The organism is Paraburkholderia phymatum (assembly GCF_038900715.1).
GTDB lineage: Bacteria > Pseudomonadota > Gammaproteobacteria > Burkholderiales > Burkholderiaceae > Paraburkholderia > Paraburkholderia phymatum_A.
In genome coordinates, this window is sequence record NZ_JAYMRZ010000011.1 from 148,330 (window position 1) to 166,486 (window position 18,157).

Annotated in this window: 12 protein-coding genes; 8 read left to right on the forward strand and 4 right to left on the reverse strand. The window is 65.2% G+C overall.

Annotation, left to right across the window (positions count from 1 at the left end; all coding sequences use genetic code 11):
- Nucleotides 1–18 precede the first annotated feature (18 nt).
- From mfd to mscL, 5 genes are all read left to right on the forward strand, one after another.
- Nucleotides 19–3,507, forward strand: coding sequence for a transcription-repair coupling factor (mfd, locus tag VSR68_RS21045; protein ID WP_342941683.1), 3,489 nt, complete (start codon nt 19–21; stop codon nt 3,505–3,507).
- 13 nt (nt 3,508–3,520) lie between these two features.
- Nucleotides 3,521–4,699, forward strand: coding sequence for a M20 family metallopeptidase (locus VSR68_RS21050; RefSeq protein WP_342941684.1), 1,179 nt, complete (start codon nt 3,521–3,523; stop codon nt 4,697–4,699).
- 188 nt (nt 4,700–4,887) lie between these two features.
- Nucleotides 4,888–6,141 (forward strand): acetylornithine deacetylase, encoded by a 1,254-nt coding sequence (argE, locus tag VSR68_RS21055; protein WP_342941685.1) that lies wholly within the window; start codon nt 4,888–4,890, stop codon nt 6,139–6,141.
- Between the two features lie 85 nt (nt 6,142–6,226).
- On the forward strand, nt 6,227–7,246 hold the full coding sequence (locus VSR68_RS21060; protein ID WP_342941686.1) for a threonine/serine dehydratase: 1,020 nt from the start codon (nt 6,227–6,229) through the stop codon (nt 7,244–7,246).
- Nucleotides 7,247–7,586: 340 nt separating this feature from the next.
- Nucleotides 7,587–8,036, forward strand: coding sequence for a large conductance mechanosensitive channel protein MscL (gene mscL / locus VSR68_RS21065; protein ID WP_342941687.1), 450 nt, complete (start codon nt 7,587–7,589; stop codon nt 8,034–8,036).
- Between the two features lie 158 nt (nt 8,037–8,194).
- On the opposite strand, the gene VSR68_RS21070 is transcribed toward mscL, so the two are convergent.
- The 3 genes from VSR68_RS21070 to VSR68_RS21080 form a co-directional block, all read right to left on the reverse strand.
- Entirely contained in the window at nt 8,195–10,186 is a 1,992-nt protein-coding gene (locus VSR68_RS21070) for a response regulator (protein WP_342941688.1), read from the reverse strand.
- Between the two features lie 81 nt (nt 10,187–10,267).
- A complete protein-coding gene (locus VSR68_RS21075; protein WP_342941689.1) occupies nt 10,268–10,759 on the reverse strand; it encodes a response regulator in 492 nt (163 codons plus the stop codon).
- Nucleotides 10,760–10,937: 178 nt separating this feature from the next.
- On the reverse strand, nt 10,938–12,557 hold the full coding sequence (locus tag VSR68_RS21080) for a sensor histidine kinase (RefSeq protein WP_342941690.1): 1,620 nt from the start codon (nt 12,555–12,557) through the stop codon (nt 10,938–10,940).
- Between the two features lie 606 nt (nt 12,558–13,163).
- Between VSR68_RS21080 and VSR68_RS21085 the strand changes: the two genes are divergently transcribed.
- Nucleotides 13,164–13,664: a hypothetical protein gene (locus tag VSR68_RS21085; RefSeq protein WP_087735769.1), complete on the forward strand. Its 501-nt coding sequence runs from the start codon at nt 13,164–13,166 to the stop codon at nt 13,662–13,664.
- A gap of 174 nt (nt 13,665–13,838) precedes the next feature.
- Here VSR68_RS21085 and VSR68_RS21090 read toward each other — a convergent pair whose 3' ends face one another.
- Complete coding sequence (locus VSR68_RS21090; protein WP_342941691.1) at nt 13,839–16,412, reverse strand: AsmA family protein; 2,574 nt, start codon at nt 16,410–16,412, stop codon at nt 13,839–13,841.
- A gap of 104 nt (nt 16,413–16,516) precedes the next feature.
- Between VSR68_RS21090 and VSR68_RS21095 the strand changes: the two genes are divergently transcribed.
- Both VSR68_RS21095 and VSR68_RS21100 read left to right on the forward strand, forming a co-directional pair.
- Nucleotides 16,517–17,314: an ABC transporter ATP-binding protein gene (locus VSR68_RS21095; protein WP_342941692.1), complete on the forward strand. Its 798-nt coding sequence runs from the start codon at nt 16,517–16,519 to the stop codon at nt 17,312–17,314.
- A complete protein-coding gene (locus tag VSR68_RS21100) occupies nt 17,311–18,117 on the forward strand; it encodes an ABC transporter permease (protein WP_342941693.1) in 807 nt (268 codons plus the stop codon). The genes VSR68_RS21095 and VSR68_RS21100 overlap by 4 nt, the downstream gene beginning before the upstream one ends.
- Nucleotides 18,118–18,157: the final 40 nt, after the last annotated feature.

Here is an 18,157-nt window from a genome sequence, read left to right on the forward strand (position 1 = left end):
AAAGGCCGTTTTCCTTTTATGCCCGACATCGCCGCATCCACGCAGTCCTCCGCTGAACCGCCCGTCGCGCTGGTCAAGGCCGGCCAGCGTTTCGTTTTCGACGGCACGCACGGCTCGTCCGATGCGCTGCTGATCGCCCGCTATCACCTCGCCTATCGGCAGCAGATGCCGCTGCTCGCCGTCGTCTGCGCGAGCGCCGTGGATGCACAACGGCTGTCGCAGGAACTCGCGTTCTTTGCGCCGAATGCGCGCGTCCGTCTGCTGCCCGACTGGGAAACGCTGCCTTACGACTCGTTCTCGCCGCACCAGGATCTGGTGTCTGAGCGCCTCGCGACGCTGCACGATCTCGGCGAAGGCCGTTGCGACATCCTGCTCGTCCCCGCGACGACCGCGCTCTACCGGATGCCGCCCGCGTCGTTCATGGCCGCGTACACGTTTTCGTTCTCGCAGGGCGAGCGGCTCGACGAGGCGAAGCTCAAGGCGCAACTGACGCTCGCCGGCTACGAGCACGTGAGCCAGGTCGTGCGGCCAGGCGAATACTGCGTGCGCGGCTCGCTGATCGACCTGTTCCCGATGGGCTCGCCGCTGCCGTACCGGATCGACCTGTTCGACGATCAGGTCGACTCGATCCGCGCGTTCGATCCCGACTCCCAGCGCAGCCTCTATCCCGTGAAGGACGTGCGCCTGTTGCCCGGCCGCGAGTTTCCGTTCGACGAAGCCGCGCGCACCGCATTTCGCAGCCGCTGGCGCGAAGTGTTCGAAGGCGATCCGAGCCGCGCGTCGATCTACAAGGACATCGGCAACGGCGTGCCGTCGGCGGGCATCGAATACTACCTGCCACTGTTCTTCGAAGAGACGGCGACGCTCTTTCACTACTTGCCCGAAGGCGCGCAGCTCGCGTTCGTCGGCGACCTCGACGCCGCGATACGGCGCTTCACCGCCGATACGAAGCAACGCTACAGCTTCCTGTCGCATGACCGCGACCGGCCGATTCTCGAACCGCAGCGGCTATTCCTGTCGGATGAAGATTTCTTCGCGTTCGCGAAGCCTTTCGCGCGCCTCGCGCTGCCCGGCAACGCGGGCGGCGGCTGGGCCGTGCCGCTGCCCAATCTGGCCATCGACCGTCACGCCGAAGACCCCGTGTCGGCGCTGCGCGCGTATCTCGACACGACGCCGAACCGCGTGCTGTTCGCGGCCGAATCGGCGGGCCGCCGCGAGACGATCGCGCAACTGCTCGCGGAAAACGAACTGCGCCCCGCTTCCGCCGACAGCTTCGAAGACTGGCTGACCGCCGACGCGCGCTTCACGCTCGGCGTCGCGCCGCTCGCGAACGGCTTCGCGATTCCCGGCGAAGGCGCGGCGATCATCACCGAAACGGAGCTCTACGGGCCGCTCGCGCGCCGCGCGGGACGCCGCCGCCAGGAGCAGGCGAGCAACGTCGATTCGATGGTGCGCGACCTGTCCGAGCTGAAGGTCGGCGACCCGGTCGTGCACTCGCAGCACGGCATCGGCCGCTACATGGGCCTCGTGACGATGGATCTCGGCGAAGGCGAAACCGAGTTCCTGCACCTCGAATACCAGGGCGACAGCAAGCTCTACGTGCCCGTCGCGCAGCTGCACGTGATCTCGCGCTACAGCGGCGCCGACCCGGAAAGCGCTCCGCTGCACGCGCTCGGCTCGGGCCAGTGGGAGAAGGCGAAGCGCAAGGCCGCGCAGCAGATCCGCGACACGGCCGCCGAGCTGCTGAACCTGTACGCCCGCCGCGCGGCGCGCGAAGGCCACGCGTTCAAGCTCGATCCGCGCGACTATGTGAAGTTCGCGGAGAGCTTCGGCTTCGAGGAAACGCCCGACCAGGCGGCCGCGATCGCCGCCGTGATCGGCGACATGACGAGCGGCAAGCCGATGGACCGCCTCGTGTGCGGCGACGTCGGCTTCGGCAAGACGGAAGTCGCGTTGCGCGCGGCCTTCATCGCGGTGATGGGCGGCAAGCAGGTCGCGCTGCTCTCGCCCACCACGCTGCTCGCCGAGCAGCACACGCAGACGTTCACCGACCGCTTCTCCGACTGGCCCGTGCGCATCGCCGAGCTGTCGCGCTTCAAGACGGGCAAGGAAGTCAGCACCGCTATTCAGCAGATCAACGAAGGCAGCGTCGACATCGTGATCGGCACGCACAAGCTGTTGTCGTCGGATGTGCAGTTCAAGCGGCTCGGGCTCGTGATCATCGACGAAGAGCACCGCTTCGGCGTGCGCCAGAAGGAAGCGCTGAAGGCGCTGCGCGCCGAAGTCGACGTGCTGACGCTCACCGCGACGCCGATCCCGCGCACGCTCGGCATGGCGCTCGAAGGACTGCGCGACTTCTCGGTGATCGCGACGGCGCCGCAGAAGCGCCTCGCGATCAAGACCTTCGTGCGCCGCGAAGAAGACGGCGTGATCCGCGAAGCGATGCTGCGCGAACTGAAGCGCGGCGGCCAGGTGTACTTCCTTCACAACGAAGTCGAAACCATCGAGAACCGCCGCCAGATGCTCGAAGCGCTCGTGCCCGAAGCGCGCATTGCCGTCGCTCACGGCCAGATGCACGAGCGCGAGCTCGAACGCGTGATGCGCGATTTCGTTGCGCAGCGCGCGAACGTGCTGCTGTGCACGACGATCATCGAAACGGGCATCGACGTGCCGACTGCGAACACGATCCTGATCCATCGTTCGGACAAGTTCGGTCTCGCGCAGCTGCACCAGTTGCGCGGACGCGTCGGCCGTTCGCATCACCAGGCGTATTCGTATTTGCTCGTGCATGATCCGCAGGGTTTGACGAAGCAGGCGCAACGGCGGCTCGAAGCGATCCAGCAAATGGAAGAACTGGGCGCGGGCTTCTACCTCGCGATGCACGATCTCGAGATTCGCGGCACGGGCGAAGTGCTCGGCGACAAGCAGTCGGGCGAGATTCACGAGATCGGCTTCCAGCTCTACACCGACATGCTGAACGACGCCGTCAAGGCGCTGAAGAACGGCAAGGAGCCGGACCTCACGTCGCCTTTGGCCGCGACGACGGAAATCAATCTGCACACGCCCGCGATCCTGCCCGCCGACTATTGCGGCGACGTGCAGGAGCGCCTGTCGCTATACAAGCGCCTCGCGAACTGCGAACACAGCGATTCGATCGACGGCATTCAGGAAGAGCTGATCGACCGCTTCGGCAAGATGCCGCCGCAAGCGCATGCGCTCGTCGAAACGCACCGTCTGCGTCTCGCCGCGAAGCCGCTCGGCATTTCGAAGATCGATGCGGGCGAAGCGGTGATCGGCTTGCAGTTCGTTCCGAATCCGCCCATCGACGCGATGCGGATCATCGAGATGGTTCAGAAGCACAAGCACATCAAGCTCGCGGGCCAGGACAAGCTGCGCATCGAGACGCGCAGCCCGGACTTCTCGGTGCGCGTCTCGACGGTCAAGGAAACGCTGCGCGCACTCGGCGCGCCGGCGAAGGGCGCGGCGGATCAGCGCGTCGTGTCCTGAGCGGACGCATCGCATGACAGTCGCGAGCGACACGGCATCGATCGTCGATCTGCTGACGGCGCTCGTGCGCATTCCGAGCCGCGGCGGTATCGATGCGTGCGCGGCTGTGCTCGGCTGCATCGAAGCGTGGTGCAGCACGCATCAGGTCGCCACGCGCCGGCTCACAGGCGATGACGGCGAACCGCTCGGTCTTTACGCGGAGATACGAGGCACGGCGAACGCAGAGCGACGTCCGTACTATCTGCTGAACGCGACGCTCGACACCGCGAGCTTCGGCGACGAATCCGCGTGGACGTACCCGCCCCTCAGCGCGCGGATCGCGAACGGCTGGCTGCACGGCCGCGGCAGCGCGGACAGCAAGGCCGCGGTCGCGATCTACGCGCATCTGGCCGCCGCGCTCGCGCGGCGCACCGATGAATTCGCCGGCACGCTCGGCGTGCTCTTCGACCTCGACGAGCACACGGGCCGTTTCGGCGGCGCGCGCGCCTTCTTCGATGCCGCCGACGCGCCCCGCCCCGACGGCGTATTCATCGGCTATCCGGGCATCGATCGCATCGTCGTGGGCGCGCGCGGCTTCATCCGGGCACGGCTCGTCGTGCGCGGCATCGCTGCGCATTCGGGCGGCAGCAGCGCGCGCGGCCTCAACGCGGCGATACGCGGCGCCCGTCTCGCCGCCGCGTTCAACGACGCGAAGCTGCCCAACGATCACGCTTTCGAGCGACCCGCGCAACTCACCGTGACAGGCATCCGCGCAGGCGACGGCACGTTCACGAGCGTGCCGGACCGCTGCGAGCTGACCATCGATTGCCGGCTCACGCCGCGCTTCGATCAACGCGAAGCGCAATGCTGTATTGCGGGGATCGTCCGCGCTCACGATGCGGGCTACGACCCATCGCTTGCGACGACGATCGAATGGATCGCGGGCTGGCCCGCGTATCGCGTGGACGCATCGCATCCGATCGTCATGGCGCTATATCGCGTGGCACGAGACGAGTTCGGCACGGAATTGCCGTGCGTTGTCGCGGGGCCGTCGAACATCGGCAACTATCTGGCGTCGCTGCGCGTGCCCGCGTTGTGCGGGTTCGGCGTGCGCTGCGAGGGCATTCACGCGGCCGACGAACGCATCGAACTTTCGAGCATCGCACCCGTCTATCGCGTCTACGAACGCGCGTTGCTCGCACTGCTGGCCTGACCGTCGACGCACCGAAAGACGTCGAAACCGATCGAAGCCCAAGGCGCCGGCGGAAGCGCTTCCATCACCCGTCGAACGATTGCTGCATCGCGCAAAGCCAAGCCCCGCAAGCACCTGGCGCATCGAGCTTTGGATTATTAAGTGCTTTTTGGGTATCATCGAATGACACACAAGCTGGAGCCAAGGTCATGTCACAGGTCGCTGATAAAGCGCTGTCCGCACAAACGTCTTCCTCTTCCGCTGTTGCCTCCAACGCTTCGTCTCCTGCTTCGCTTCCCTGGGTTGAACGCCTCGTGTCGATGGACACGGTCAGCCGCAATCCGAATCTCGGCCTGATCGAAACCGTGCGCGACTCGCTTCGCGAGCGCGGCATCGACGCGACGCTCACGCACGACGAAAGCGGCAAATGGGCGAATCTCTTCGCGACGATTCCGGCGCACGACGGCGAGACGAATGGCGGAATCGTGCTGTCGGGTCATACGGACGTGGTGCCCGTCGACGGCCAGCAATGGGACAGCGATCCGTTCCGGCCCGAGGTGCGCGGCGACAAGCTCTACGGGCGCGGCACCTGCGATATGAAGGGTTTTATTGGCGCGGTGCTGACGCTGGTCCCGCAAATGCAGCAGACAAAGCTCGCGAAGCCGATCCATCTCGCCTTCTCGTTCGACGAAGAAGTGGGCTGCGTGGGCGCGCCGTTGATGATCGCCGACCTGATGAAGCGCGGCGTCAAGCCGGACGGCTGCATCGTCGGTGAGCCGACCAGCATGCGGCCCATCATCGCGCACAAGGGCATCAACGCGTATCAGTGCTGCGTGCGCGGCCAGGCGGCGCACTCGTCGCTCACGCCGAAGGGCTTGAACGCGATCGAATACGCGGCGCGGCTCATCTGCTTCATCCGCGACATGGCCGATCAGTTCCGCGAGCAAGGCCCGTTCGACGAACTCTACGACGTGCCGTTCACGACGGCGCAGACCAGCACGATCAAAGGCGGCAATGCGATCAACACGGTGCCCGCCGAATGCAGCTTCGAATTCGAGTTCCGCAATCTGCCGACGCTCGACCCCGACCCGATCTTCGCGCGCATCGACCAGTACGCGCGCGAGACGCTGCTGCCGAAAATGAAGCGCGAGCACGAAGCGGCCGCGATCGAGTTCACGAAGATCGCCGCGGCGCCCGGTCTCGACGCCACGGAGCAGGCAGCCATCACGCAACTCGTGCGCGCGCTCACGGCCGATCAGGACAAGCGCAAGGTCGCCTACGGCACGGAAGCAGGCCTGTTTTCGCGGGCGGGCATTCCGAGCATCGTGTGCGGACCGGGCGACATCCAGCAGGCGCACAAGGCCAACGAGTTCGTCACGCTCGACCAGCTCGCGCAGTGCGAACGCTTTCTGGGCAAGTTCATCCATAGCATGTCGGTCGACGCGCACGCGCACGCGCATTGACGCAAGCAGCACATAACAACAAGCGACGACAACCGACGACAAGACATCGAACGCGGACCTCCCCCACAGACGAGTAACGCACGCCATGTCCACTGCCACGCAGCACTCCGACCGCACGATCGACGGCGAGCCGATACCGACGCTCGACGACATCGCCTCGCAGCATTTCGCGTTGACACCGTGGGTCGTGCGAACGCCCGTGTTCGACCGGATGGATTTTCCGACGCTCGAAGGCACGCTGCTGAACTTCAAGTTCGAACTGCTGCAAGCGGGCGGCAGCTTCAAGGCGCGCGGCGCGTTCACGAATCTGCTCGCGCTCGACCCGGCGCAGCGCAGCGCGGGCGTCACCTGCGTGTCGGGCGGCAATCATGCCGTGGCCGTCGCGTATGCGGCGATGCGCATGGGCATCAGCGCGAAGGTCGTCGTGATGCACGCGGCCAACCCTGCGCGCATCGCGCTGTGCCGCAAATATCGCGCGGAAGTCGTCGTCGCAGAGAACGTGACGGAAGCGTTCGAGATCGTGCGGCGCATCGAGGCCGAGGAAGGCCGCTACTTCGTGCATCCGTTCAACGGCTATCGCACGGTGCTCGGCACTGCGACGCTCGGCTACGAATGGGCGACGCAAACGCCGGACCTCGACGCGGTGATCGTGCCCATCGGCGGCGGCGGGCTCGCGGCGGGCATCTCGACGGCGCTGCGGCTCGCCAATCCGCGCGTGCACGTGTACGGCGTCGAACCGGAAGGCGCCGACGTGATGAACCGCAGCTTCGCAGCGAATCACACGGTACACATGAGCCACATGCATTCGATCGCCGATTCGCTGATGGCGCCGCATACCGAACAGTACAGCTACGAGTTGTGCCGCCGGCATGTCGACCGTCTCGTCACCGTCACCGACGACGCGCTGCGTGCCGCGATGCTCACCCTCTTCATGCAACTGAAGCTGGCCGTCGAGCCCGCATGCGCGGCCGCGACAGCCGCCCTGCTCGGCCCGTTGCGCGAGCAACTGCAAGGCAAGCGCGTGGGCGTGCTGCTATGTGGGACGAATACCGATCCCGTGACGTTCGCCGCGCATATCGAACAGGCGCGAGCCGCGGAAGTTTGACGAGCCTGCCGAAATAGCCGCCTCGTTGCGCGCGCTGCGATCGCGCGTTCCTGCTGCGCGCTTTCTTTCGTTAGCGCTTCAATGCGCATTCCTTGGGCCTGATTTCTGAGCCCGATTCTTCGCGTCCCGTTGCCCGTGCTCTTGTCGAATCGAAATGTCACGCGGCTTGCCATAGGCCATCGAATGCAAGGACATCGGCCATCAGCGTGATTCATTCTGCACGGGCACGACAATCGCTTCCTGCGTCGTGCCGTGGCGCATTGCGATTAATCCCAAATGATTTCACGCTGCGCCGAACGTTGGCTATCATGTCGCCATCGACTTCAAGGAGAACCGCCCGATGAGCCTAGTCACGGAATTCAAGGAATTTGCCCTCAAGGGCAACGTAATGGACCTCGCGGTCGGTGTGATCATCGGCGGAGCGTTCTCGACGATCGTCAATTCCGTCGTGAAAGACCTGATCATGCCTGTCGTCGGCGTTGCGACGGGCGGCTTGGACTTCTCGAACAAATTCGTTCTGCTCGGCCACATACCGCCCAATTTCAAGGGCAATCCCGATTCGTACAAGGATCTGCAAACGGCGGGCGTCGCTGCATTCGGCTATGGCTCGTTCATCACGGTCGCGATCAACTTCGTGATTCTCGCCTTCATCATCTTCATGATGGTCAAGTTCATCAACAAGCTACGCGCCCCGGCGCCCGCCGCGCCCGAAGCACCGCCGCCCACGCCGGAAGACGTGCTGCTGCTCCGCGAGATCCGCGACTCGCTGAAGAATTCGCCGCGTACCTGAGCGCGTGCGAGCAACGCGGCGCCGCTTCGGTGCCGCGTGCAAACGGCACATTCACGCGAAGGGCCTGTTGCGTACGTTAGTGCGCAACAGGCCCTTCGCTTTTTATCGAACGCCTTCTGTCGAAGGCTTTATATCGACTGCGTGTTCGACACACGCCCCTAGTCCGTTCTCGCCTGCCCTACATTCCTCTGCGCTTTCGCTGCCGCCGCGCCTTCGATCACCTGTTCGAGCTGCGAGAAGTTGACGGGCTTCGTCAGATGCGACGTGAAGCCCGCTTCGAGGCATCGGCGGATGTCCTCGTCGCTGCCGAAGCCCGTCAGCGCGACGGCAGGCGCATCGTCGCGCTCGCGGAACGCCTTGATGAAATCGAGGCCCGTGCCATCCGGCAAGCCGACGTCGCTGACGATCAGATCGAACGGCGCGCTCTGCGTCGCGGCGAGCGCATCGGCGACACGCCCGACGACGGTCACTTCATGGCCCAGCGTGCGCATCAGTTGCGCCATCACTTCCGCCGTGTCCGCGTGATCTTCGATCAGCAGAATCGTGAGCCCGCCTGCCGGCTGCACGCTCGCGGCGACGGGCGCGGCGGGCTCGGCGAGCCGCTCTTCGGCTGTCGGCAGCGTGATCGTGAACGTCGCGCCGCAATGCGCGCCCGGACTTTGCGCGGTGACGGTGCCATCGTGCGCATCGGTGAGCGCCTTCGTGATCGCGAGCCCGAGTCCCAGCCCGCCGAACTGCCGCGACATGTTCTGGCTGCCCTGCTCGAACGCGTTGAAGAGCTTGCCGATCTGCTCGGGCTCGATGCCGACGCCCGTATCCTCGACCGATATCTGCACATGCATTCTTTCGTCGCGCGTGCGCACGAAAATATGCCCGCCGTCCGGTGTGAACTTCGCGGCATTGCGGATCAGGTTCCACAGCATCTGCTGCAAGCGCGCGCGATCAGCCAGCACATAGTGATTTTGCGCCGTCTTGCTGACGTGCACGTCCTGCTGCTTGGTCTGGATTTCGCTGCGAAACAGATCGAGCACGCTGTCGATCACCTCGTGCACATCGACCGTTTCCAGCGACAGCCGCAGCTTGCCGTTCGCCACGCGCGTGAGATCGAGCAGATCGTCGATCAGGCGCGCTTCCAGTTCGACATTGCGGCGAATCATCACGACGCCCGAGCGCACCGCTTCGGGCAGGTCCGGCATCATCTCGAGCATGCGCGCGCCCGCGAGCACGGGCGTCAACGGCGTGCGCAATTCATGCGACAGCATCGCAAGAAAACGGTCCTTCGAGCGGTTCGCTTCTTCCGCCGCCTGGCGCGCGGCCTGCTCGGACGCGAGCAGCCGCTCGCGCTCCTCGATGGCTTCGCGCTGCGAATGGATGTCCGTGCAACTGCCGAACCACTTGCTGACCGTGCCGCTCGCGTCGCGCACGGCGGCAATGCGCGCGTCGAACCAGCGATACGCGCCGTCGTGGCGGCGAATGCGCAATTCGTGGCGGTAAAAGGTGGCTTCGCTGCGCACTGTCTTGAGCCAGGTGCGGCGCACGTCTTCGCGGTCGTCGGGATGCACGGCGTCGAGCCACGCCAGCCCGAGCGCACTCGCGCCGTCGAGGCCCGTGTAGTCGATCCACTGCTTCGACAGAAAATCGCAGTCGCCATTCGCGTTGCAGGTGAGCACGAGATGCGGCAGCGCTTCCGACAGCGTGCGGTAGTGCGCCTCGCGCTCGCGCAGCAGCAGCGCATCCGCGGACGCCCGTTGCAGCCGCACTTGCGACAACACGCGTTCGACGGCTTCGGGCAGATAGTCGAGGTAATCGCCCGCCTTGGGCACGACGTCGGACACGCCGGAACGCAACGCTTCGATCACGCGTGATTCATCGGTGAAACCGGTGACGAGTATCGCGGGAATGCGCACGCCCTCGTTGCGCAGACGCCTGAAAAAATCGAGCCCCGTCTCCGCGCCGTCGAGCTGATAGTCGAGCACGATCAGATCGGGCGCGTTCGCGGCGATCGCGCGATGCGCGCTTTCGACGCTATTGCAGAGCTCGACGCGGCAGCCGGCGCGCTCCAGAGATTTACGCGCAAGCCGCAAGATGCCCTCGTCGTCGTCGACGACGAGCACATGCGCGGCGAGCGGCGTGGATCCGTCTTCAGTCATCCCAGATGGTCAATCGTCAATTGAACTGCTTGCGGCACGGACTGCCCGTGATGAGCGAGCACTGCGTGCCCCTTCGTGCATTCATGCAGACGCGTAGCGTTGCCCCGGCGGCAGCTTCACGACCTGCAGGAAGAAGCCGAGCCGCCGCACGGCTTCGATGAAAGCATCGTATTCGACCGGCTTCGTGATGTAGACGTTGCACCCCAATTCGTAGCAACGTTCGATTTCGCGCGGATCGTCGGTGGTCGTGAGCACGATGACGGGCATCGACGCCGTCGACGGCGTTTCCTTCAGGCGCCGCAGCACTTCAAAGCCATCCACGCGAGGCATCTTAAGGTCCAGCAGCACGACGTAGCTGGCGAGATCGTCGCGCGAGGGACGGCCGCTCGCGTGCTCGCCAGGCGTCGGCTTGCCGAAGAAATAGTCGAGCGCCTCCTGCCCGTCCGCGAAGCGGATGAATCCGTTCGATATGCCGGCACGCCGAAGATTGCGCTCGACGAGCGTCGCGTGCCCGTCATCGTCTTCGATCAGCACGATGCCAACCGAGTTATCGACTGCTTCCCCGTGTGACATTGTTCCCTCCGGCGCGCTTGCGTTGCGCATCGCGCGTTTGTCACGACCTTCGCCGATTCCGCGTCAACCAGTACGAGTCGATGCAATACGACTCGATGCACGCCATTATGCGTTGCTCACCTTACGACTTCTTGCACTGCGCCATGCAGCGATGCCAGGTAGCGCACATGCATCTCCATCAGGTCCGCAACGGCTGATCGGGCAGCGTGACGAAGAACGTCGAGCCCGCGCCCTCCGCCGATTCGACCCACACGCGTCCGCCATGCCGCTCGACCATGCGGCGCACCAACGCGAGTCCCACGCCCTCGCCCTGCGCGACATCGCCATGCAGCCGCTGGAACGCGCGAAACACTTTCGACATGTACGCGGCTGGAATCCCCATGCCATTGTCGCGCACAAAGTAGGTGCGCGTTCTTTCCGGCGGCGCCGTCGCACTGTTTTCATGCGCGGCATCGGCCACATCGAGTGCGCCCACTTCGATATGTCCCGGCCGCGCGGGATCGAGAAAACTGATCGCGTTGCCGATCAACTGGCCGAACACCTGTTCGATCGCAGCAGGATCGCCCCATGCCGCCGGCAGTTCGCGCACGACGACCACGGCCTCGCGCTCGTCGATACGCTTTTGCAGCGCGTCGAGCGCGCGCTCGACCGCACGCCCCACGCTCACGCGCTGCCAGTGATATTCGAGCCGCCCGGCGCGCGAGATGCGCAGCAGCGCATCGATGATAGCGGCCGCACGTGTCACCGATAAGCGCACGAAGCGCAGCGATTCCTGCACATCGCCGTCGAGCACATCGGCGAGCCGCTTGTGTTCGTCGGCGGGCAGGCGGGCATCGACAATGGTAGCGCGCAGTTCGTCGCACGAAACCTGCAGTTCCTTCGAGAAACCCTGCATGTTCACGAGCGGCGAACGCAGATCGTGCGACACGCTGTAGATGAACATCTCGTTGTCCTGCGTCTCCTGGCGCAATGTTTCGTTGACGCTCGCGAGTTCCGCCGCGCGCGTCTGCAGCGACGCCTGGAGCGCCGCCTGATTCAGATCGGCGGCACGCAGCAGCGCGCTCGTGCGGTGCAGCGCGACATCGAGCGCGGCGATTTCGTCGTTGCCCGCGAGCGGCGCGGGCAACGGCTGTCCGCTGCCGAGCCGTCGCGCATTCGACGCGAGCACATCCAGCCGCCGGCCGATGCCGCGCGCGAACGCGAACGCCGTCGCGGCCCAGATCAGCATCGAGCCGAGCACGGCGCCCACCAGCGCGATTTGCTGGCGAGTGCGCGTTTGCGCGAGCGTCGCATTGCGTTCGGCTTCGAGTCGCGTCGCTTCGTCGATGAACGCGTGCAGCGTGTCGCGAAAGCGCACGGCTTGCGCGGGCAATGCACCGCCTTCGAGCGTCGCGAAGGGCTTCATTGTCGCGCCCGTGCGCAGCGATTGCGCAACCGACATCGCCTGCTCGCGATAGCTGTCGACGGCTTCGCGCATCTGCCGCACACGCGCGGCCTGCTCGGGTGTGTCCGCAACGGCCTCTTCGAGCCGCGTCAGGCGATCGGTGAGATCGACCCACGCTGCATGACGATCCACGAACGACGGATCGTCCGCGACGATGCCCGCGCGCACGCGAGCCACTTGCCGCAGCATCGGGTTTTCGAGGGATGCAGCCTGATACAGGATCTGCCTGCTGTCCGACGAGCGTTCGACGGCCTGAGCGGTTCGTGCCTGCATATCGGACACGATGCCTAGCAGCGCCAGCTCGACGGCGCTCGGCAATGCGATCAGCAACAGGCCCTTTGTGAACAGTTTCATCTACGCATCGTGCGATGGCGGCGGAAACAGCGAGAACGGCGGATAGCAGCGAGCGTGGCGCACAAGCAGCAGCGATACGTTTCGCGCATCGAACTGTCGGCGCGGCTGTTGCCTCGCAGCGACTGCGCGTGCAGGCACGCACGTCGACGGACACGCGTCCCGCATGCAGAACCGGCCCGAATCATGAAACGTTCGCATGCATCATCACAGCATGTGAAGCGTGGAACGTCGACACGCACCATGCGCCATTGATGATTTCACTCATGCGCGCCGCTCATCGATTCGACACAGTGCCGTGCGCTGCGTCCGAAGCCGCGCCGCGACTGGGACCGGGCCATTATCGACGGGCACAAAAGATATTTCAACGTGCGCACAGAAGGGGCTGGCGCACACAAAAATGTCTTTTTTTAAGGTGCCGGAAACACGTCGCGCGTGGGTGAGTCTATTATTGAGACCAGATGCACAGGGGATGCGAAAGCGCACGGCGACGCGATTCGGCCTGGTTCGCACGGGACGATGGAGTGAGACAGACGAATCACCGTGTATCCGGCATTTTCGTATGCTATAAAAGATCGACGTGCGGCGCGCGAAGCCGGGAGTGGTCGCATGAGGACGCTGCGTTTCTTGCAATTCTTTTTCAGGCGAGTTTTTATGTCCTTCCCGAAAAAGCGCAGGCGCGCGAAGGTGGACGGCGACGAGTCGTTCCTCGCTGTGCTGCGGCACTTCAAGCCCTTCGGTCAACTCGATACCAAGATTGCGCGTGCTCGCGCGCAAGACGAGCCGGTGCTCTACGCACATGTGCTGCCAGGACTCGATGTCCTGCTGTGCAGCGTGCGCGGCGCGCAGCCGCCCTATCCGGCTGTCGCCGAGTTGCGCCGACGCTGCATCGAATCCATTGCGAATGCGCTCGAACAGCCGCTGGACGGACTCGAGAACGGCGGCTACTGGTACGAGGCCGACGGTTTCGGTTTTCTCGTGTTCGCGAGCCGCGCGCGAGCGCGCATCCTGCCGGAATTCGGCGCGACGCGCGCCACGGCTGCGGGCACGCGGCGCGGCGTGCGGCGTCAGGATGCCGCCGGCGACGCGACACCTCGCTCGCTGCGCTAGATCCGCATAATCCACGACACACGGCCGCGAAATTCGCGGCCGTGGTGTTTTCGGCTGTTGCTGTGAAGCTCTATTGCTTTATCGCATAGCGCTCAATCGCTTTCGCCGCATCGAAACATGCGGGCCGTTTTTCGCCGCGACATCACGCACTGAATCGGGCGCTCAGCTTCCCTCTCAGCTTCCCTTGTAATCGGCGGCATGCCCGGGTCCCGGCAGCGACGCGCCGCTAGCGGGCGCGGCGGGCTTCTTCGATGACCCAGAAGACTTCTTCGATCCCGATGTCGCGGGTGCCGACGGCTCGACGGCCGATGCACCCGGCGTGCCCGGCGGCAATACAGGGCCCTTCGCTTTTTCGCGCTGTCCCGGCGGCGGCGCGGTCGGAGGCTGCGCCTGCATCGCCGTCAGCAGCTGCTGACACGGCAGCGGCTTGTTGTTGCTCGGCGCGATCAACGGGATCAGCGCGGCAAACGGATTGATCAGGCCGAGCCCGACCATCGCGCCGCCGCGCAGCGCGAGCGCCGCCGCGTTCACGCCCACGCTTGGGTTCTTGAACGACCCCTTCACGTACAGCGGCGAGCGCAGCGTGAACACGCGAAAGCCCTTCGTGTGCGGATGCACGCCGAGATCCATCGACTCGTCCTTCATGTCCACCGTGCCGTCGATATTGATCACCGCGTCCTGCGTATCGAGCGCGAACACGCGTGAATCGAGCACACCGTTCGTCACGACGAAATCGCCGGCTGCGCAATTGATCTGCACGTCGCGCGAACCGAACAGTTTTTCGTAGACCACGTTCGCGACGTTGAGCCCCGCGGCTTCCATCAGCAGGCGGCTGATCGTGCCGTCGGTGACGAGCAGCTTCACTTCGCCATTCGACGTGCCCGCGAGCGCCGCCGGCGAATTGCCCGTCGCCGACAATGCGGCGTCGCCGTTGATTTCGCCGAGCGCGTTCTGCATCGTCTTCACCGTTGGCAGCAGCTGCTTGAGCTTCAGGTGACGCGCTTCCGTCGAGAAGCGGCCCTTGAGCGGCGTCGCGCTGCCGTCGAGATGAATGTTCGACGCAAGCGAGCCGCCCGCCACGCCGAACTTCAGCGGCTCGAGCGACAGCACGCCGTCCGTCAACACGACATGCGTGTCGAGATCGGTGATGGGCAGCGCCGGGTCCTTGACGATGCGCCGGCCCGTGAACCTGACGTCGGCATCGATGGCCTTCCAGCGGTCGGTCTTGAACTCCTCGGTCGGCAGCGCCTTGTTTGAAGGCTGGCGTGCCGTCTCGCCGCGCTTCTTCTTGCTCGCGTTGGTGTCCGCGCCGATGACGGGCGCGAGATCCTTGAACTGCAGCAGGTTCGACACTAGCGTGCCCTGGAGCAGCGGCCGCGTCGCGCGCTGCGTATAGACGACCGTGCCGTTCACATCGCTGCCGCCGACACGGCCTGTAAAATTTTCATACCTGAACACGCTCGCGCCCTGCTTGAAGTTACCGATCAGATGGCCTTCCGTCGCATACGGCGGCGTCTGGGGCAGCGTGATACCCGTCAGCTGATACAGCTGGTCAGCGCTCGTGCCTTGCAGCCACAGACGCAGATCGACGGCCGCAAGATGCGCGGGATCGGTGAGGGTGCCGACCATCGCGATGCGCAAGTCGCCTGCTTTCACATCGGCCTGCACCGGGAACGGGCGTGACGCGTCCTGCAACGCGAGCACGCCGCCGAACTTGCCGCTGCCCGATACCGGCGAGCGGTTGTACGTGCCCTTCACGGTCCAGCCGATTCCATATTGCGGCGCACCCGGATGTTGCGCGACGGCCGTGCCCGTTGCGCTGGCGGGCCTGCTGCCTGATGCGGCAACGGCTGATGCGGCGACTGCCGTTGACCCGCTAGCGCTGGCGCCCGTGCCCGCGAGACTCGATGCGCCGACGCCAGCCGGCGCGGCAGGCGTCGAAGCGCCCGGCGCAGCCGATGCACCCGATGCCCCCGGCAGAGCAGGCGCGGCGCGAGGCGCGGCCGATGCAGCAGACGCAGCCGCCGCCTCGGAAGCGGCCTCCTGCTGCACCTGCGTATTCAGCCGCTTCGCACCCTGCTTGCCGACCACGTCGGCGGAAGCGTTGCGCGACGTCTGTTCCTGCTGCTTGAGCGCTTCGCCGATCGGAATCGGCTGGCCGAGCGTATCGACGACGGCCTGCATGTCGATCTTCTTCTGCTGGTCGTTGAGCGCGATAGTGCCTTTGTTCAGCTGGATGTCGTGCAGATCGAGCTTCCACTCCGACGGTCCCGCCGACGACTTCAGCTTGAAGGTCCAGTTGTTGCGTCCATCGACGAGCCGTTCGAGATCGACGGACGGATTCACGAGATTGATGGCCGGGATCACGATGTCGTGCGTGAGCAGCGGCAGCACTTTCACCTGGAAGTCGATTTCGTCGAGCGTCGCGAAGTGCTGTTGCTTCGTCCAGTCGGGATTGGCGACCGTGATGTTCTGCGCGGAAAAGCGCGGCCAGGGCACCCATGAGCGCCAGCCGTTTTCGCCGACGGGATGCCGCCACCCGACCTTCAGATCGCCCTCGATCGCGAACGGCCGGCGGATGGCTTCGCTTACCTTGTCGTTGACATAGGGACGCGCGCGATTCCAGTCGAATGTAAGGATGAACAGCGCGAGCGCGGCGATCAGAATGATCAGCACGGCGATGAGCCACGCAAGGGTCTTGACTATCGTTTTGCCGATGGATAATCCAGTCGGGTGCAGCACAGCCATGAGGGCTCCGTAGGGAACACGACCATCGATAGTGAGCGCAGCACGAGGTGTGCCCGCCCCGCGCGCCCGCTATGATGATGCGCTGCGACAGATTCCATTTGCCCATGCCCCACAACATCCACCCCACGCACGCGCCGCTCGTCCATGCGAAAGACATCGTGCGGCGCGATGCGACGCGCGGCGAGACGCTGCTGCATGCGACGAACATCGCGATCGATGCCGGCGCGCGCATCTCGATCACGGGCCCATCGGGCTCGGGCAAGAGCGTGTTCATGCGCGCGCTGGCGCTGCTCGATCCGCTCGACGGCGGCGACGTGCTGTGGCAAGGCAAGCGCATCGTGCGCGCGTCGATTCCGCACTACCGGCGGCATGTCGCGTATATCCGGCAGCGGCCCGCGCTGCTCGACGGCACCGTCGAGGACAATCTGCGCTATCCGTACACGCTGCACGTCTATCGCGACGTGCGCTTCGATCGCGAGCAGGCCGCGAAGCTCGCGTCGCAGGCCGGGCGCGCGAACGATTTTCTCGACCGTCGCGCAAGCGAGCTGTCGGGCGGCGAAGCGCAGATCGCGGCACTGATCCGCGTGTTGCAGCTCGCGCCCGACGTGCTGCTGCTCGACGAGCCGACGGCATCCCTCGATCCCGAATCGGCGCGCGCGATTGAAGCGCTGTTGCGCGCATGGTTCGACGCCGCGCCGGATGCGCGCGCGTGGCTGTGGGTATCGCACGATCTCGCACAGGCCGCGCGCGTGAGCAACCGTCATCTGACGATGCGCGCAGGCGTGCTCGGCGAAGCGCAATCCGATGCACAATCCGATGCGCAAGCGGCCATTCACGCGAACGCGTCCGCCGACACCGCAACGGGAATCAAGCCGGGAATCAAGCCCGGAATCAAGCGATGACTCTGCAAAACCTCAGTCTGTGGGACGTCGGGCTCGCGGCGCTTTTGATCGTCGTGAACGGCGCGGTGTCGGTGGCGCTGAAGCTCGATCTCGAACGCAAGCTCGCGTGGGCGGCCGTGCGCACCGTCGTCCAGTTGCTCGCGATCGGCTATGTGCTCGCCTGGGTATTCGCCTACGGCCGCTGGTACGTCGTGCTGCCGCTGATGATCGTGATGACGCTGATCGCGGGCTTCGCGGGCGCGGGACGCGGCTCGCGCACCTACGCCGGACAGCGCGCCGACAGCATCATGTCGATCTGGGCGAGCGCATGGCTCGTCGCGGCGATCGGCCTGTTCGCGGTGATCCGCATTCGCCCGTGGTACGAGCCGCAATACGCGATACCGATTCTCGGGATGATTCTCGGCAACACGCTGACGGGCGTGTCGCTCGGCATCGAACGGATGACGGAAGAACTGACGGCGCGCAGAGACCGCGTGGACATGGCGCTCGCGCTCGGCGCGACGCGCTGGGAAGCGGCGCAGGGACCGGCGCGCCAGGCTGTGCGCGCGGGCATGATCCCGACGCTCAACGCGATGACCGTGGTCGGCGTCGTAAGCCTGCCGGGGATGATGACGGGCCAGGTGCTCGCCGGACAATCGCCGTTGCAAGCCGTGCGCTATCAGATCGTCATCATGTTCCTGATCGCGGCGGCGTCGGCGCTCGGCACGGTGGGCGCGGTGCTGCTCACTTATCGGCGGCTCTTTTCTCCCGAGCACCGCTTTCTCGCATCGCGGCTCGTCGAGCGCGGTTCGGGGCGAAGCTAGCGTCAGGCGGATCTACGCGCGTGGTCGCGCAACCCGTCGC